This is a genomic window from Cupriavidus sp. 09_S30 (assembly GCF_056930435.1).
This window is the reverse complement of the sequence record NZ_JBXOWI010000002.1, coordinates 3,046,130-3,062,904: the sequence shown is the minus strand read 5'-3', so window position 1 is coordinate 3,062,904 and position 16,775 is coordinate 3,046,130. Positions and strand designations below refer to the sequence as shown.

17 protein-coding genes are annotated in these 16,775 nt (G+C 66.7%); 6 read left to right on the top strand and 11 right to left on the bottom strand.

The genetic code is table 11. From position 1 onward, the window contains the following. Positions 1-98: 98 nt before the first annotated feature. From AC1Z3O_RS33880 to AC1Z3O_RS33870, 3 genes are all read right to left on the bottom strand, one after another. Positions 99-566 (bottom strand): CBS domain-containing protein, encoded by a 468-nt coding sequence (locus tag AC1Z3O_RS33880; protein WP_483521518.1) that lies wholly within the window; start codon positions 564-566, stop codon positions 99-101. Between the two features lie 174 nt (positions 567-740). Next, positions 741-1,019: a DUF1488 family protein gene (locus AC1Z3O_RS33875; protein WP_483521516.1), complete on the bottom strand. Its 279-nt coding sequence runs from the start codon at positions 1,017-1,019 to the stop codon at positions 741-743. Further along, positions 1,016-1,504, bottom strand: coding sequence for a universal stress protein (locus tag AC1Z3O_RS33870; RefSeq protein WP_483521514.1), 489 nt, complete (start codon positions 1,502-1,504; stop codon positions 1,016-1,018). Before AC1Z3O_RS33870 ends, AC1Z3O_RS33875 begins: the two co-directional genes overlap by 4 nt. A gap of 429 nt (positions 1,505-1,933) precedes the next feature. Here AC1Z3O_RS33870 and AC1Z3O_RS33865 point away from each other — a divergent pair, with 429 nt between their 5' ends. Further along, a complete protein-coding gene (locus tag AC1Z3O_RS33865; RefSeq protein ID WP_483521512.1) occupies positions 1,934-2,458 on the top strand; it encodes a hypothetical protein in 525 nt (174 codons plus the stop codon). A gap of 10 nt (positions 2,459-2,468) precedes the next feature. Further along, positions 2,469-2,924 carry a universal stress protein gene (locus AC1Z3O_RS33860; protein ID WP_483521510.1) on the top strand — a complete coding sequence of 152 codons (456 nt, stop codon included), beginning with the start codon at positions 2,469-2,471 and terminating at the stop codon, positions 2,922-2,924. A gap of 99 nt (positions 2,925-3,023) precedes the next feature. On the opposite strand, the gene AC1Z3O_RS33855 is transcribed toward AC1Z3O_RS33860, so the two are convergent. Continuing rightward, positions 3,024-4,049, bottom strand: coding sequence for an AraC family transcriptional regulator (locus AC1Z3O_RS33855; protein WP_483521508.1), 1,026 nt, complete (start codon positions 4,047-4,049; stop codon positions 3,024-3,026). Between the two features lie 195 nt (positions 4,050-4,244). Here AC1Z3O_RS33855 and AC1Z3O_RS33850 point away from each other — a divergent pair, with 195 nt between their 5' ends. From AC1Z3O_RS33850 to AC1Z3O_RS33840, 3 genes are read left to right on the top strand one after another with little or no spacing between them, the layout of a single operon-like run. Further along, entirely contained in the window at positions 4,245-5,225 is a 981-nt protein-coding gene (locus tag AC1Z3O_RS33850; RefSeq protein ID WP_483521506.1) for a quinone oxidoreductase family protein, read from the top strand. A 14-nt stretch (positions 5,226-5,239) separates the two neighbouring features. Beyond that, positions 5,240-6,088: a TauD/TfdA dioxygenase family protein gene (locus AC1Z3O_RS33845; RefSeq protein ID WP_483521504.1), complete on the top strand. Its 849-nt coding sequence runs from the start codon at positions 5,240-5,242 to the stop codon at positions 6,086-6,088. Between the two features lie 15 nt (positions 6,089-6,103). Next, positions 6,104-7,750, top strand: a complete 1,647-nt coding sequence (locus tag AC1Z3O_RS33840; protein ID WP_483521502.1) for a fatty acid--CoA ligase — start codon at positions 6,104-6,106, stop codon at positions 7,748-7,750. Between the two features lie 563 nt (positions 7,751-8,313). Here AC1Z3O_RS33840 and AC1Z3O_RS33835 read toward each other — a convergent pair. The 4 genes from AC1Z3O_RS33835 to AC1Z3O_RS33820 all read right to left on the bottom strand — a co-directional run bounded on the left by AC1Z3O_RS33835 (position 8,314) and on the right by AC1Z3O_RS33820 (position 11,708). Beyond that, entirely contained in the window at positions 8,314-9,297 is a 984-nt protein-coding gene (locus AC1Z3O_RS33835) for a Bug family tripartite tricarboxylate transporter substrate binding protein (RefSeq protein WP_483521500.1), read from the bottom strand. Between the two features lie 172 nt (positions 9,298-9,469). After that, positions 9,470-10,171: a DsbA family oxidoreductase gene (locus AC1Z3O_RS33830; RefSeq protein ID WP_483521498.1), complete on the bottom strand. Its 702-nt coding sequence runs from the start codon at positions 10,169-10,171 to the stop codon at positions 9,470-9,472. Between the two features lie 78 nt (positions 10,172-10,249). Continuing rightward, a complete protein-coding gene (locus AC1Z3O_RS33825; RefSeq protein ID WP_483522135.1) occupies positions 10,250-10,402 on the bottom strand; it encodes a DUF1289 domain-containing protein in 153 nt (50 codons plus the stop codon). Between the two features lie 250 nt (positions 10,403-10,652). Beyond that, positions 10,653-11,708, bottom strand: coding sequence for a beta-keto acid cleavage family enzyme (locus tag AC1Z3O_RS33820; protein ID WP_483517175.1), 1,056 nt, complete (start codon positions 11,706-11,708; stop codon positions 10,653-10,655). A gap of 164 nt (positions 11,709-11,872) precedes the next feature. On the opposite strand from AC1Z3O_RS33820, the gene AC1Z3O_RS33815 reads away from it, so the two are divergent. Beyond that, positions 11,873-12,904, top strand: a complete 1,032-nt coding sequence (locus tag AC1Z3O_RS33815) for an AraC family transcriptional regulator (RefSeq protein ID WP_483521496.1) — start codon at positions 11,873-11,875, stop codon at positions 12,902-12,904. A gap of 160 nt (positions 12,905-13,064) precedes the next feature. Here AC1Z3O_RS33815 and AC1Z3O_RS33810 read toward each other — a convergent pair whose 3' ends face one another. From AC1Z3O_RS33810 to AC1Z3O_RS33800, 3 genes are all read right to left on the bottom strand, one after another. Then, complete coding sequence (locus AC1Z3O_RS33810; RefSeq protein WP_483521495.1) at positions 13,065-14,231, bottom strand: porin; 1,167 nt, start codon at positions 14,229-14,231, stop codon at positions 13,065-13,067. A gap of 131 nt (positions 14,232-14,362) precedes the next feature. Further along, positions 14,363-14,932, bottom strand: a complete 570-nt coding sequence (locus AC1Z3O_RS33805) for an RBBP9/YdeN family alpha/beta hydrolase (protein WP_483521493.1) — start codon at positions 14,930-14,932, stop codon at positions 14,363-14,365. 29 nt (positions 14,933-14,961) lie between these two features. Beyond that, a complete protein-coding gene (locus AC1Z3O_RS33800) occupies positions 14,962-16,299 on the bottom strand; it encodes an MFS transporter (protein WP_483521491.1) in 1,338 nt (445 codons plus the stop codon). Positions 16,300-16,775: the final 476 nt, after the last annotated feature.

Below are 16,775 nucleotides of genomic sequence, written 5' to 3'. Positions count from 1 at the left end.
GCGCGGTCTCCCACGCCGCAGCGCCGGCCCCGCGGTGCCGCCGTGCTGGCGGGCTGGATGCAGCATACCGCGCCGGCCTGGAGCAGTGGGCCCATAGACTAGAGGCGGAACATCGCACTCATGCCGTCGCTGCCATCTCCTTCGCGCTCGCGCTGCAGCACATTGGTCAGCATGCCGATGTCCGCGCCAAGGGAGCGCACCGCGTCGTCCAGTGAAAGGATGCCGACCACGGTGGAATCGCCTTCCTTGACGGCGAGCCGGCGCACGCCATGCGCCAGCATTCTGCGCAAGGCATCGCTGACAGCCGCATAGCCTTCGGTGGCAATCACGCCCCTGGTCATGACGGCGGAGACGGGCGCATTGCCGCAGGCAGGCTGGTCCGCGAGCCCGTGCACGACCAGGTCGCGGTCGGTGACCACGCCGAGGATGCGCTGGTAGGGGCCGTCCTTCTCGGTAACGAACAGCATCTTGGCATGACGATCGCGCATCAGCCGTGCGGCCTCGTGCAAGGTACAGGACAAGGGCACGTGATGCACCATGCGGGAACACACTTCGTCGACTCTCATTGGCGGCTCCTGTCATGCAGGCCTGCAAGCCAGTTCACTATATGAGCGCCGGACCGCCCTGCCTTGATCGAGCGCAAGGGCTGGGCACATGCCGCATGCATCAATGTGCCGCGTGCGTCCGTCGTGGCCGGCCCGTGTGCCGGACCGCGCTCCGGCCTGCCACCGAGGCCGCTCTCAGACCGGGAAACGGAAATGACCGCTGTGCAGGACGATGCGGTGCGCGTCGGTGATCTCGAACAGCGCCCGGGCGACGCGCTGGATCTCCTCCTTGTTGTCCTGGAAGGCGACGATCAAGTCCTCGGCCCGGCAGGATCGCGCGCCGAAGTGATCTTCCAGCGCTTCGGCCGTGATCGAGTAGCTGGCGGGCTGGCCATCGACGTCCGCCGCGCAGTCCAGGGTGGGCCCCGCCGCACAGTAGGCCGGCGGCCGGTGGGAGAAGGCGATCCGCTTCACGATGGCGTACCTGGGGCCGCCGGGACGTCTGTGGCTGGCTGGCTCTCGCGCACGAGCAGCACCGGCACATCGCATTCGCGCGCCAGGCTTTCGGCCACGCTGCCCAGCAGCAGGCGACGCAGGCCGTGCCGCCCATGCGTGCCGATCACGATCATCTGCGCGCCACCGTCTTTGGCCGCCTGGCGGATGGCGGAGGGGATGTCGCCCTGCGACAGCATGTCGTTGACGAGCCGGGTGTCGGTCGCCACCCCAGCCGCGCGCGCGGCGGCGGCCGCGTTCTTCAAGAGTTCTTCGCCGGCGGCGACACGCCGCGCGCCCAGTTCGTCGGTGTCGACGTATCCGAGATCGCGCTTCAGGTAGCTGTTGTCGATGACATGGACGATTTCCAGCCTTGCCTTGGAAGACGAAGCCAGCGCGATCGCCTCCTGCAGTGCCCGGCTGGCACAGCTGCTCTCGTCGAGGGCCACCAGGATGGTTTGGGGCATGATATGGGCCTCCTTCGCTTGCACGCCGCTAGTATTCTGCGCCTGTATCGATGGCATGCCGAGGGGCTGCGCCATCGCCCAGGGGGGCGGGCACGCCACACCGCTCATCTCGCCACCGCATGGCTTCCAGTTTGGATTGCCGGTGGCGTTCCGGCTTGACCTGGATCAGCGAATCCTGCGATGTCCAGGGACGGCGAGGTCGCAGCGCCACAGCGCAGATGCATCGATGGGTGGCTCGCCGCGGCCTCGGGAGCGGCGGCGCGGCCACCTCGTGCACCGCGGCAGCATCTGCCGGCCCGGCGAACTTGATCCTGGCCAATCCGGGGCGTTGCAGGTCGACTAGGCTCAAGGCGTAGGGCGGGCCGCGTCGGCCCGCGCTACCCGACTGGGCGGGGGCTCCATCATCTGCCTTCCATCGAGGAGAGCCACATGCGCGCATCCACGTTGGCATTGAGCCTGTCTTGCGCCGCGGCCCTCTGGGGGGCCGCCGATGGTCCACTGCTTGCGCAGGAAGTGAGCGCCGCGCCGCCGGTCCAGCACCAGCATGGGATTGCGTATGTGTCGGGCGGCGTCGGCCGCGACGAAGCCGTCGCAATCCGGCGCATGGCGCCGCGGTTCAATGTGCGCATGCACTTTCTCGACAGCGCAGGCGGCGGCGCTCTCTCCGATGTCTCGGTGACGGTCTTCGACGCCCGGCGGCAGATCATCCTGCTGGCGCTGAGCGAGGGGCCTTTCCTGTACATAACGCTCGCGCCCGGCAGCTACCGCACCGTCATCCGGTATGGCACGGCACTCGAATGCCGCAGCATCCGCGTGCAGGCTGGCGGCCACCGGGTCCACCTGCTCGTGCGTTTCCCGGCGGAGTTCGAGGAGGGGGAATTGCTGGCCGGTCCACTGGAAGTCGGTGCGGTCTGCGGGCACGCGCCCGCATGCTGTGGCGGTACCCATCGATGAGGAGCACCCCATGTATCGAAAGATCCTTCTCGCGGTCGATGGCGGCCACGCCTCCCGCCTGGCCACCATCGAGGTGGCTGCGCTGGCCAAGGCCATGGACGCGGCGGTAGAGGTGGTCTATGTGGTCGATGACCGTGAACCGCTGTTCGAAGTCGCGTACCTCGACCGCAACGAACTTTTGCGCTGCATGGCCGAGCTCGGCCGGGGTGCCTTGCGCGCTGCCGGCGATGTGCTGGCGGCGGCCGGTGTCTCCTGCACCTTGGTCCTCGCCGACAAGTGCGTGAAGCCAGGGCGGATCGCGGAAACGATCGTGGCCAAGGCCGAGGGCTGGGACGCAGACCTGATCGCAATGGGTACGCACGGGCACCATGGCATGCAGCGGGTGCTGATGGGCAGCGTCGCCAGCAGCGTGCTGATGCAGTGGGATGGTCCCGTGCTGCTCACGCGCAGCGGCGTCGACGATTGAGATGGCGCCGTGGTGCGGCCGGCATCCCGAGCGCAAGCGCACACAACTTGCTGTGACGACGCTGTTGAATCCTTGCGGGGCGATGGCGCCGCGCTTCCCTCAGTGCACTTGCTGCGAACGCTCGGCAACGCGGCCGACTCCCTGCGTCCGCCATGCGACGGGCGGCACCCCGAACTGAGCGGAGAACCAGCGCGTGAATGCGCTCGGCGAGCCGTAGCCGAGCAGTTCGGATACGCGCAGCAGCGAATAGCGCGGATTCTCGACATAGCGCCTGGCCAGTTCGCGGCGCACTTCATTGAGGATGCCGGTGAAGCTCTCGCCGGCATCGTCGAGCTGGCGCTGCATGGTGCGCAAGCTCAGCCCCAGTCCCTGGGCCACCGCTTCACAGGTGGCACGGCCCATCGGCAGCATCAGGTAGATGGCACTGCGCACTTCGTGGCTGATCGAGCGCTCGCCGGCTACCGGCAAGGCATCGATGAAGCGCTGCGCATAGCGCGCCATGGCCGGGTCTGCGGCAGGATTGGGAGAGTCCAGGTCGGCCGCCAGGCAGACGATGCCGTTGAACTCGCTGTCGAACTCCAGCGGGCACGCGAAGATGCGCTTGTGAACACGCAGGTCTGGCGGCGCCGCGTGCGCGAAGTTGACGCTGAGCGGATGCCAGCGCGCGCCAAGCAGCGCGTGGCACATGCGGAAGACCACGCCGATGGCCAGTTCGGTCGCCTGGCGCGATGGCACATCCGAGACGAGTTCCTGCCGGATGATGACCACCTTGCCGGCGTCCTCGAGCAGCAGCGCGACCGAATCGTTGACCAGGTGGCGATAGCGGATGGTGGTGGCCAGCGCCGCACGCAGCGTGGGCTGCTGGCTGATCAGCAGGCTCATCACGCCGAAGTCGGACAACTGCCGCGACTCGGCCATGCGCAGACCGAAGGTAGGGCACCCGCTGGCCTGCGCCGCCGCTTCGAGCAGGGCGATCACCGCGCTGGCGGGTATGCGCTGGTCGGGATCCTGCAGCATGGTGCGGTTCAGTTTCACCTGGCGCAGCAGCGCCTGCGGGTTCATGCCGAGGTCGTGCCCGATCTCGAAGAAATTGGTCAGTGCTGCTGCACGTATCAGCGGTTCCACGCGGATCCTGTCTCCATTTTTCTTGTCTTGTTCCGGGTGCCGTTCTGTGCGGCGCCATTGCAGCGCGATCATAGACCGCCGTGGCATGAAATGCAAAGTGGGCGGAGCAGATTGCAAAGCGGCGGACCGCGGCAATGCCTACATTTACTGTATCGACGGCGCTGCCAGCGTCGGCAATAAACAAGGAGACAATTCATGGCAAAAGTAATCCGCATGTACGAGACCGGCGGACCGGAAGTGCTGCGCGTCGAGGAGGTTGAGGTCGGCGAGCCTGGCCCTGGGCAGGTGCGCATCCGCCACGTGGCGGTCGGCCTGAACTACGCCGACACCTATTTCCGCAACGGCACCTATCCGGTGCCGCTCCCCTGCGGCATGGGCGTGGAAGCGGCAGGGGTCGTGCAGGCGATTGGCCCGGACGTGAGCAACGTGGCCGTCGGCGATCGCGTGACGTACACGGGCTTCATCAATACGCTGGGCGCCTACAGCACCGAGCGCCTGGTGCCCGCCGCGCCGCTGATCCGCCTGCCGGAAGCGATCAGTTTCGAGACGGCTGCCGCCATGACCATGCGTGGCCTGACCTCGGCATATCTGATGCGTCGCATCCATGCCTTCAAGGCCGGCGACGCCGTTCTGCTGCATGCCGCCGCCGGTGGTGTGGGGCTGATCGTTTCGCAGTGGGCCAAGCTGCTTGGCCTCACCGTGATCGGTACCGTCTCGACCGAGGCCAAGGCGGAAGTGGCGCGCGCCCACGGCTGCGATCATGTGATCAACTACAGCCATGAAGACGTGGCCAAGCGCGTGCGCGAACTGACCGAAGGCGTTGGCGTGTCGGTGGTGTTCGACAGCGTCGGCAAGAGCACCTTCATGTCGTCGTTGGACTCGCTCAAGCGCCGCGGTACCATGGTCTGCGTGGGCACGGCATCGGGCCCGATCCCGCCGTTCGATCCCGTACTGCTGGCCATGAAGGGCTCGCTGTTCCTGACCCGCCCCGCGCTGGCCGACTACATTGCCGACCCGGCCGAGAAGGCGGAACTGGCGGGCGAGATCTTCGATCATGTCGGCGCGGGCCGGATCCGCATCGAGATCAACCAGCACTACGCGCTGGAAGACGCTGTGCAGGCCCATCGGGACCTGGAATCGCGCAAGACGACGGGCTCTTCGATCTTCGTCATCTGAAGAGGAGACAGGCCATGCAAGTCCGACAACTTAACTGCGCCCTGGGCGCCGAACTGATCGGCGTCAACCTCGCAGACGCGGTCCACGACAACAATCTGTTTGCCGAAATCCGCGCACTGCTGCTGCAGCACCGCGTGCTGTTCCTGCGTGACCAGACGTTCAGCCGTGCTGAACACGTGGCCTTCGCCCGCCGCTTCGGCGAGCTGGAGGACCATCCCGTCGCCGGCAGCGATCCTGAGAACCCCGGCCTGGTGCGCATCTACAAGTCCCCCGACCAGCCCAACGACCGTTACGAGAACGCCTGGCACTCCGACGCCACCTGGCGCGAAGCGCCGCAGTTCGGCGCCGTGCTGCGCTGCGTGGAGTGCCCGCCCGTCGGCGGCGACACCATGTGGGCGAACATGGTGCTGGCCTACGAGAAGCTGCCCGAGTACATCAAGGCGCAGATCGCAGATCTGCGCGCACGCCACAGCATCGAGGCCAGCTTCGGCGCGGCGATGCCGATCGAGAAGCGCCTGGCGCTCAAGGCCCGGTATCCCGACGCGGAACATCCGGTGGTGCGCACGCACCCGGAAACCGGGGAGAAGATCCTGTACGTGAACGGCTTTACGACGCACTTCACGAACTATCATACGGCCGAGCGCGTGCGCTTCGGCCAGGACGCCAACCCGGGCGCCGCTGACCTGCTGCGCTATCTGATCAGCCAGGCCTATATCCCCGAGTACCAGGTGCGCTGGCAGTGGCAGCCCAACAGCGTGGCGATCTGGGACAACAGTGCCACCCAGCACTACGCGGTGATGGACTATGCGCCGTGCCATCGCAAGATGGAGCGCGCGGGCATCATCGGCACCAAGCCTTTCTGACGGGAGCGATTGCGCATGCAGCCGAACCTCATCCAGCCCACCCCCTCCGCCTACGCCTATCCGCTGCTGGTCAAGCAGCTGCTGGTCAATGCACTGAGTCTCTATGGAGACCAGACGATCAGCTACCGCGACCAGATGCGCTATACCTTCCGCGACTTCCGGCAGCGGATCGGGCGCCTCGCCTCGGCACTGAAGGCGCAGGGCGTACGCCCGGGCGACACCGTGGCCGTGATGGACTGGGACAGCCATCGCTACCTGGAGTGCTACTTCGGTGTCCCGATGATGGGCGCGACCCTGTTCACGGTCAACGTGCGCCTGTCGCCCCAGCAGATCCTTTACACGCTGAATGACTCCGGCGCACAGACCGTGCTGGTCCATCCGGATTTCCTTCCGGTGCTGGAGCAGATCCGCCACGAGCTGCGCGGCGAGCACCGCTTCGTGCTGCTCGCCGACGGGCAGGCGGCGCCCCAGACGTCGCTGCCGCTGGCAGGCGAGTACGAGGCACTGCTGGGCAAGGCGTCGCCCGACTTCGAGTTCCCCGACTTCGACGAGAACACCAAGGCGGCGACCTTCTACACCACGGGTACGACCGGGGACCCCAAGGGCGTCTGCTACAGCCACCGCGACATTGTGCTGCACGCGCTTGCTTCGGCCACCAGCCTGTGCTCGCCGCGAGAAGGCCAGCGCCTGCATCGCGAGGATGTGTACATGCCCATCACGCCGATGTTCCACGTGCTGGCCTGGGGCATCCCGTATATCGCCGTCATGCTGGGGCTGCGCACCGTGCTGCCCGGCCGCTATGCGCCGGACATGCTGCTCAAGCTGCGCAAAACGGAGCGGGTCAGTTTCTCGCATTGCGTGCCGACCATCCTGCAGATGATGCTGGATGCCTCGCAGGACGGCAGCGTCGATCTCTCCGGGTGGAAGATCATCATCGGCGGCTCGGCCCTGCCCCCCGCCCTGTGCGAGGCCGCGCTGGCGCGTGGCATCGATGTGTTCGCCGGTTATGGCATGTCGGAGACCGGGCCGATCGTATCGCTCGCGCAGCTGCCGCCCGGCTACACGGCGCCTGACCGCGCGGAAGAAGTGCGCCTGCGCTGCTCCACCGGACGGCCGGTGACGATGGTGGACTACCGCCTCGTGGACGAGGACATGCGGGACGTGCCGCGCGACGGCAGCAGCCGTGGCGAGATCGTGCTGCGCGCGCCGTTCCTGACGCGCGCCTACTTCGGCAAGCCGGAGGCGTCGGAAACCCTGTGGTCCGGTGGCTACCTGCACACGCAGGACATCGCCGTGATGGGGCAGGACGGCTTCGTGCGCATCGTGGACCGGCTCAAGGACGTGATCAAGACCGGCGGCGAATGGGTGTCTTCGATCGAGGTCGAACACCTCGTCTCGCAGGTTCCTGGTGTCAAGGAGTGCGCGGTGATTGGCGTGCCCGATGCCAAGTGGGGCGAGCGCCCGATGGCGTTCGTCGTGCGCGTGCCCGGCACGCAGGTCGATGCCAGCCAGATCCGCGAGCGCTTGCTGGCGCATGTGGAGTCCCAGCGCATCAGCAAGTACGCGGTGCCGGAAGTCGACCGGATCCTCTTCGTGGACGAGATCCCGAAGACGAGCGTGGGCAAGATCAACAAGAAGAAGCTGCGCGAAGACGCGGCCTGAGGCACAAAGGGAATTGCGGCGCCAGTCCTGCGGGACTGGCGCCGTTTTTTTTGTGGTTCAACGAGGGATTCCGGGGAAGGCGGCGCGGATTTTCTGCTGCTGGTTTGCCAGGCACCTTCGCGGACTGGGTGCGGCATCGCACGCCGACGCATTGTGTTCGGCCAGCTAGCTGGCCGAACACCCGTCACCCGATGCGAAGTGAGGCGTGGCGTCTTTACCCTGCCGTATGCGGCGCCTCGCGGGCTGGCGAAAAGAGCGGAAAAGAGGGCCCCCTGTCTGAGGATCGCCTTAAGGCGATCCGAGTTGGGGCCCGGCCGCTCTTTTCGCCAGCCCGCGAGGGGGTGTTAAGCCGCATCCGGCGCGCCTTCTTTGCCTACTTTCTTGGCAAGACAAGAAAGTAGGTCGGCTCCCCGCAGGGGAGTCGAAACAGGCTTTTGGCTTGAACAACTCCGTACGCTAGCGAAAGTACGCAGCTCATGCCACCGTCCGCCAAAAGAAAAAGGCGCCCGCAGGCGCCCCGCCGGGCGGCGGGCTCTCTAATTCCCTGCGGACGGTACTCAGGTTCAGGGCTGGATGTGGAAGGCCTTGACGATGCCGGCATTGCGCTCGAAATCGGCGCGCACGGACTGGCCCAGCTGCGACATGGACTGCGCGGGAATGGGCTCGTAGCCCAGCGATTCCATGCGCTCGCGCACCCGCGGCGTGGCGGCCGCCTTGTAGCTCGCGGCCTCGATCTTGCGGGCCAGGTCTTCCGGCAGCCTGGCGGAGGCGATCACGCCCACCCAGTTGCTGAAGTCCACTTCCGGATATCCCAGCTCGGCAAACGTCGGCACCTGCGGCAACAGCGGCGAACGCGCGGGCGACGCCACCGCGTAGGCCTGCAGCTTGCCGGCGCGGATCAACGGCAGCGAGGTCACCATGCCGTCGTACATCAGGGCGATCTGCCCGCCCATGACCTGGGCCAGCGCGGGGCTCGATCCCGCGAAGGGAACGTGCGGCAGGTCCAGTCCTGCCTTCTGGTTCATGATCATGCCCGCGTAGTGCGAGGCGGTGCCGGCGCTGTAGGAAGCGAAGCCAAGCTTGCCGGGGTTCGCCTTCACATAGGCGATCAGGCTCTTGAAGTCCTTGGCGGGCAAGGTCGGCGCGCCGACCAGTAGCAGGCGCGACCTGGCCACGGCGGCGATCGGCCGTACGTCCTTGAGCGGGTCGAATGGGGTCTTGAGTACGTGCGGCACCTCGGTCAGCACGTTGCTGGCGGTGATCGCGATGGTCTGCCCGTCGGGCGGTGCCGCCAGCATGGCGCTGATGGCAATGCTGCCGCCCGCGCCGGGCTTGTTGTCCACCACCACCGGCTGGCCGAGGTCAGCGGTCAACTGGTCAGCCAGCAGGCGGGCGATGACGTCCATGGTGCCGCCGGCCGGCGCCGGCACCAGCACCCTGACGGGCTTGCTGGTCCACGCCATGGCGGCGGGCATGGCCAGCGTCAGTGTGACGGCGGCGGCGATGGCCGCGCTGCGGACCGGCTTGCGAGTGTGGCGGTGTGGCATCTTTGTCTCCGTTGTTTGCATTCTTTTCGTTGTGTGTTATCAGCGGGAAGAAACCAGGGGGAACGGCGCATGCGTCCCCGCCGCCCTGGCATGCAGCGGGGCGAGATGCAGCGTGGCCGCCAGTGGCCACGGACGTCCGGCGGCCGATTAAATGGGGGTGTGCCTGCGCGCCTCAGGCGCAGGACAGCGCGACGCTCTGGCCGGTGGTAGCCGCCAGCGCGCGCCGCATGGCGCCAAGCAGCGCGTCAGCCGGGCGTGCGCCGGATACGTTGTGCGTGCCGTTGAAGACAAAATGCGGCACACCCAGCCCAGGGCGATGGGGGGGCGCGTATGGGTCGTCCAGGGGCGGCAGCCAGTCGAGGTCTGCGCTCACCGGTGTTCCGGCCGGACCCGGCGTGCGGATGCCGCAGGCCTCTGCGGCCTGGCGCAGCACGGCGGGATCGCCGATGTTCTGCCCCTGCATGAAGTAGCGCGAGAACAGGTCATCGATCAATGCCGAAGCGGCCGCTTGGCCGTGCGTCAGCGCCGCGAATCGGACCAGGCGGTGCGCCAGCACCGTGTTGGGCATCACCTCGATGCGCTCCAGTGCCAGCGTGACGCCCGCTTCGCGCGCGGCATCGCGCACCTGGGCTTGCCGCGCCGCCACTGCTTCCGGGCTGCCGAGGCGGGCCAGGTAGAACGCGCGGAAGGACAGGCCCTCAACCGGCAGGGTCGGCATCAGAGGGTACGAATGCCATGCAACGGTGACAGGCACGTTCGGCTGTTCCAGCGCCCAGCGGGCCAGCGCGGTTTCGAGGTGGCGCTTGCCGATCAGGCACCAGGGGCAGATCAGGTCGAAGTAGGCGTCGACCGACAGGGAGGAAGAAATGGTCATGGCGGCGTCACGCGAAAGCGTGCCGTGCTTGTGGTGGCGTGTGTACAGGACGGCTAGGAGCCGAGTAGAGGGCCTGGATCAGCCCATCCGGGCAGGCGCGCGCCGCGCCGGGCGCCGGGCCTCGATCGAAGTCATGACCTGTGCGCGCTCCGCTTGGCTCATCCGGTCCCAGCGGCCAATCTCCAGCGTGGTCCTGCCGCATCCCTGGCAGTACTTGTTGGCCTGGTCCATGCGGCAGATATTGATGCAGGGATTGCCGATGGGCTCGGCGGGGGAGCAGGCGGCGGGACCGCCAGCTGAAACGGCGGCAGATGGGGCAGCGGCACCGGCAACGGCAACTGGATCGGCAACAGGATCGGAAATGGAATCGGTCTGGCTCATGGGGTCCATCCTGCGCGAGTGGCGCAGCGTCGGTCGTCCGGACGGCCCGGCCGGTTCCGTGGGGGAACGCGGCCGGGGGAGGCTGAGGTTCAGCCGTGGGTCAGGCGGCGCGCAGCGGCAGGTTTTTCTGGCCAGCCTTGCGGTTGGGCGCCATGCCGTTGGCCGCGAGCGTTTCCTCGGCGCTGTCGTACCAGGTGTCAATGCGATAGATCTCGCGGGCTTCCTTGCCCGAGGCGATCTCGCGGCCCAGTTCGCGCGCCACGCGCACGCACTGCTCGATCTGCTGCACCGAGGTCATGCGGTTGCCGTGCTGGTCGATGATGGTGTCCTCGATGCCGCAGCGCGGATGCAGGCCCATGGACATCGCCATCATGTTGAACGGCAGCACGTTCTTCAGCAGCGACTCGGCGGTGACGGTGCAGCCGTCCGGGGCGCGGTGCACGAAGTTGAAGAAGTTGAACGGGTTGGGGCCGTCGAAGCCGCCGCCGATGCCGATCCAGGTCAGGTTCAGCGGACCCTTGTACAGGCCCTTGCGTACCAGGCGATCGAGCGTTTCGAGCGCGTGGATGCCGGTGAGCTGGAAGTGCGGCTGGATGCGGGACGCCTGCAGGCGGCGCAGGTGCTCTTCGAGCCAGGCCGGGCCGGCGGGCACGGTCATCTCGCTGTAGGCGGCCTGGTAGGCCGGATTCTCGAGCGACGTACCCTTCAGGTATTCGGGGTACAGCAGCTCCATGATGTTCATCTGCGTGGTGTTGATGGCCACGGTCACCTGGTCGGGCTTCGGCGTCAGGTCGGCCAGCATGTGGCGCGTATCGTCCGACAGCCACTTGGCGGCCTCGCCCTCGTCTTCCGGCGCGAAGGAGATCGAGCCGCCGACCTGGATGATCATGTCGGGCACCGCGGCGCGCACGCCGGCGATCAGCTCATTGAACTTGGACAGGCGCTTGGAGCCCTTGCCGTCCAGTTCGCGCACATGCAGGTGCAGCACCGTGGCGCCGGCGTTGTAGCAGTCCACAGCCTTCTGCACCTGTTCTTCCATGGTCACCGGAATGTCTTCCGGGAAATCCTGCGGCATCCACTCCGGCCCGTACGGGGCGACGGTGATAACGACCTTGTCCTGGTTCTCGGGATGGAGGGAATCGTCGAGGAATTGCATGGCTGTGCTCCTGAGTAATGTTGGCTGCCGTAGCGCCATCGGCGCTGCGGCTCCTTGTATTGGGGTAACCGCGTTTCGGTTTCACAAGTATCGTTGAACGGCCAGCGGAAATTTGACGTTTCGGGACGATCAATTTACATTCAGGGACACTCAGGGAAAACACGATGTCCTACTATCTGCGCAGCGCCAGCCTCACCAATTACGTTGAAGTTGCGCGTGCCTTGGGCCTGGATCCGTACCAGCAATTGCGTGCGGCGAAGATCAGCCGCAACGTGCTGCTGGACCCGGACATACGGATTCCGGCAGCGCTGGTCGGCCGTCTGCTGGACGCCTCGGCCGCGGCGGCAAAGGCGGACGATTTCGGCCTGCGGATGGCCGAGTTGCGCCAGTTCTCGAACCTTGGCCCGCTTGCCTTCGTGGTGCAGGAGCAGCCCACGCTGCTGCGGGCGCTGGAGTCGATGGTCCGCCACATGGACCTGCAGAACGAGTCGCTGACGATGAGAGTCGAGCAGGCCGAAGACGTGGTCATGATCCGCTTGCAGGTGCTGAGCGACCAGCCCGGCGTGCTGCGCCAGGCCACCGATCTCGCGGTTGGTGTCATGTATCGCATCCTGAGCCTGTTCCTGGGGTCGGCCTGGCGGCCGCGCAGCATCAGCTTCACCCATGCGGCGCCTGCCAGCACCGCCACCTTCCTGCGTGTGTTCGGCATGCCGGCGCTGTTCAACCAGGAATTCGACGGCATCGTGTGCAAGCTCTCGGACCTCGAGGCGCCCCTGCCCTCGTACGATCCGGTCATGGCGCAGCAGGTCAAGCGCTACCTCGGCACGCTGCTGGCGCAGTCGAATACCACCATGCACGACAAGGTGCGCAAGCTGGTCTACGTGCTGCTGCCCTCCGGACTTTGTTCCGTCGAGCGCGTGGCGCAGCACCTCGGCGTCGACCGGCGCACGGTGCACCGTCGCCTCGCTCAGGAAGACATCACCTACTCGGGAATTGTCAACGAGGCCCGCACCGGCCTGGTGGCGCATTACATCGAGAACCGGGAGCGGCCGCTCTCCGAAGTAGCGACCTTGCTGGGCTTCGCCTCCCTGAGCGCTTTTTCGCGCTGGTTCGGCAGCGAGTTCGGCTGCAGCGTTTCCAAGTGGCGCACGCGTGTAGCCCCGGCGCCGGGTGAGGAGCCGGGTGAAGAACGATAGCCGGCGCAAATGCGGCGCAAGCCGCGCGGCGCGTGAACGTAAAAATCGGTAAAAAGCGGCCGCGGCGGGAGGTCCCGCGGCGGCCGCAAAGCGAGCATCTTCTCGCCGGGACGCGGGCCGCGCGCCGGACCGTCGCCCGGCGCGCAGCCCGCCCGCTTCGTCAGAACTTGTGGCGCAGGCCCACGGCAACACCCACCATCGAGCTCTGCCCATTGGCGAGCGCGTAGCTGTTGCCCAGCGACAGGCTGTTGGCAAAGGTCGTGGCGAGCGATTCGAGCATCAGGCCGGAGTTCTTGGCATAGGCGGTCGTCAGATAGACATCGGTCCGCTTCGAGAAGGCATAGTTGGCGACAAAGCCGATCTGCCAGGGGTTGGGCAGCTGCGTGTTGCCGAACAGGTTCTTCAAGTCGTCATAGGCGTACTCGAGCGTGAGTCCGATCGCGGGCGTCACCTGGTAGTTGGCGCCGATCCAGTAGAAGTCGTCGCGCTGGATCAGACCGCCGGTGGCGTTCTTGGTCTGGCCCCAGCGGTAGCCGCCCATGATCTTGGCCACGCCGTACGTATAGCTCGCGGCGACGACGGCCTTCTTGGCGGTGCCGCTGCCCGTGCCGATGGTCGGGTTCCACTGGTCGTAGCCGATGGTGGCGCCGATCGGGCCTGCCCCGTAGACGACGGCAGTACCGTAGGCGGTGTCGCGCCGGAACGCGCCCGGGACCTCGCCGTTGCCGCCGATCGGGATCGACACGCCGGCGGTCGCGGGCAGGGCAAGGCCTACGCCGAACGACCAGTGGGCCAGGGCCGTGAACGGGCCGAACTGCCCGGTGTACTTCGCGGTGTTGTCTTCGCGGAAGTTCGCGCCGGTCTGCAGCACGATGGGTTCGTACTGGGTGGCATAGGCCGTGGGCGAGAAGTTGGCGAGGGCCTCGAACATCGAGGTGTACTGGCGGCCGAACGTGACCTGGCCATAGGTTGCGGACTGCAAGCCGACGTAAGCCTGGCGGCCGAACAGGCGCCCGCTTTGCTGCGAGGTGCCGGTGTCCAGGTTGAAGCCGCTTTCCAGCACGAACACGCCCTTCAGTCCGTTGCCGAGGTCTTCGTTGCCGCGCAAGCCCCAGCGCGAGCCGGACAGGCCGCCCGAGTTCATGCGCCAGGCGGTGTTGGGCGGTCCCGGGTTGAACCCGTTGGAACCCACGGGCACGGCGCCCACGTGGTTGACATACTCCAGGTTGATGTCAGCCACGCCGTACAGCGTGACGCTCGACTGCGCCATGGCTATCGCCGGGCTGAGCAGCAGGGATGATGCTAGGGCGGCTCGCTTCAGGTTCATCTTTTCTCCTCCTTCTTCTTCGGTGGGGATCCTGCGCCGGACGCGCCCGGCGTCAGTTCCCATAGTTTGCCGTGTGCTTGGTTTTGTCTAGCGGTGCATTTCCGTGTGGTATTCCTGAGACAAATGCTCAGTTATTCCTGAGACAACAGCTCAGTCAGCAGTTCGGTGGCGCGCGGCCAGGGCCCGAAGCCCGCCGCGGGATTGAGGTGCCCCACTTCGCCCAGGTCGACGAGGCGGCTGCCCCATGCGGCGGCCATGTCACTTGCGCGCTCGTAGGTGGCCAGCGGGTCGTTGCGGCTGGCCGCGACCATGCTCGGGAAGGGCAGCGGCGCGAGCGGAATGGGCAGCCAGCCGTTTGCTTCGATGGCGGCCTTTTGCGGATATGGCGGCGGCATCGCTTGGTCGAAATCCGGCGGCGTGACCAGCAGGGCGGCGCGGATCGGGCGACTGTGCCGGGCAGCCCATTGCACAGTGATCATCACGCCGGCGCTGTGGGCCACCAGCACCACCGGACCGGTGATGTCCGCGAGCGCCGCGTCCAGCGCGGCGACTCGCGCCTCGCAGCTCAGCTTGTCGTGTTCGAGCGGCGCTACTGACCTCGCGTTCGGCAGCTGCGCCTCCAGCAAGGTCTGCCAATGCTCGGGCACGTGGTCACGCAGACCGGGTACCAGCAGGATCGTCGTATCGGGATCGATCGTCATGGATGGATGCTTCTCCGTTGTGGTTAGGGTCAGTCCTGTCGGGCGGCGCATGCCTTGCGCCGGCCTTCCAGGCGAGTCAGGTCGGCGGTGTAGTACTTGCGTCCCAGCGCGAAGACCAGGGCGGCGCCAAGCCCCGCCAGAGAAATCAGCTGCAGCGTAGCCATCAGGCCGATGTGGTCGGACAGGAGGCCGGTGACAAAGGGGCCGGGCGCCAGGCCGAGCAGGTTGTTGGCGAGCGTGAGCGTGGCAAAGGCAGTGCCGTGAATGCGCGGCTCCGTCAGGTTGGCCACCATGGCGCTGGCGGGACCTGCCGTGCCGCCGACCAGCAGCATGCCGGCGCCGATCAGCACGAGCTGGGTCACGCCGGGCGGCAGGCGGAAGGCCGTGGCCAGCAGGATGCAGCAGAGCGTGCTGTAGGCGATGGAAACCAGCCATTTGCGCGCCGGCGCGCGCCGGGCCAGCCAGTCGGTCAGTGCGCCGCAGACGATCATGCCGGCACCGCCCGCCAGCACGAAGCCGGCCGCCGTCAGGCCGGCGCGATCCGTGGCCATGCCGTAGTAGCGGGACAGGAAGCTGGGCATCCAGGCGAGCAGGGCGCTCATCACCAGCAGTTGCAGCGCGCTGCCGACATAGGCGCACAGGATCGAAGGTGCCGAGAACAGCGCCGACAGCAGCGGCCGGAAGGCCAGGTGCTGGCGCGGGGTGTCGCCGATGTCATCCTCGCCGAGGGCGCGGCGTTGCGCCTGGACGCGCGATTCGGTGATGCAGAGGCGGAAGATGCCGACCAGCACCAGGCCGAACAGTGCCATGCCTGCGAATGCCCAGCGCCAGCCGAAGTGGGAAGACAGCACGCCGCCGAGCGCCATGCCCAGCACCGAGCCGAATGCCCCGCCGGCAATAAACGCTGCGCTCAGGCTCGCTCGCAGGTGGCGCGGGAACACCGACAGCACCAGGGCGATGCCCACGCTGCCATAGGCCGCCTCGCCCACGCCCACGCACAGCCGCGCAATGAACATCTCGCCATAGCTGTTGGCCATCGCACAGCCGAGCGTGGCGATGCTCCAGAGCGCCGCCATCAAGCACAGGCTGCGCACCCGGCCCCAGCGGTCACACAGGATGGACAAGGGAAAGGTCAGGACGCCCACCATCAGCGCAACCACGCCGCCGAGCGCGCCGAGCTGCGTATCGCTGAGGGCCCATTCGGCCTTCAACAGCGGGAAGACAACGTTGAGCACCTGCCGGGACATATAGTCCGATAGCAGCAGGCCGAAGCTCAGCGCGAAGACCAGCCACGGATACCAGCGTGAGCGTGTGGTCCTGACGGGACTGGCCACCATAGGGGCGTGGGTCGAATGTTGTCCAAGCATGAATGCACCTGATCGAAGACTTTGACCTGTCTCCCGGTGGCAAGACCGGGAGAGCCGGCGCTTTTGTGCAGGCGATACTTGCCGATGCACGTTTGCGATTGCACGCAGTATCTAAGATCGGGTGAAGCCGGTTTGACTATCGGGGACAAGTTTTTTGCATAACGCGACACTCCGGGAAAACGTGGAGAGGCATGTTTTGCGCCCGCGCCAAGGGAAAAGCACTGGCATCCGCTTGCGCAAGTCGCTCGCGACACATGCGCCGGCGAACGGCTGAAGTGGGCGGGATTCCACCTCCCTCACCAGCGAAATCCGCGCCGAACCAGGCGTGGCGGTGCAATGCCTTGGGGATCTCCGCCGCCCCATGTCGCACGTCGCGGCGCTGCCCGGCTTGTTGAAGCTTAGTGCACTTCCCGTGCCGGTTCGCCACGCGCTTCGCCTGCCGCCGCGCCGCCGCGGTGAAGCGGAAAGGGATAGCG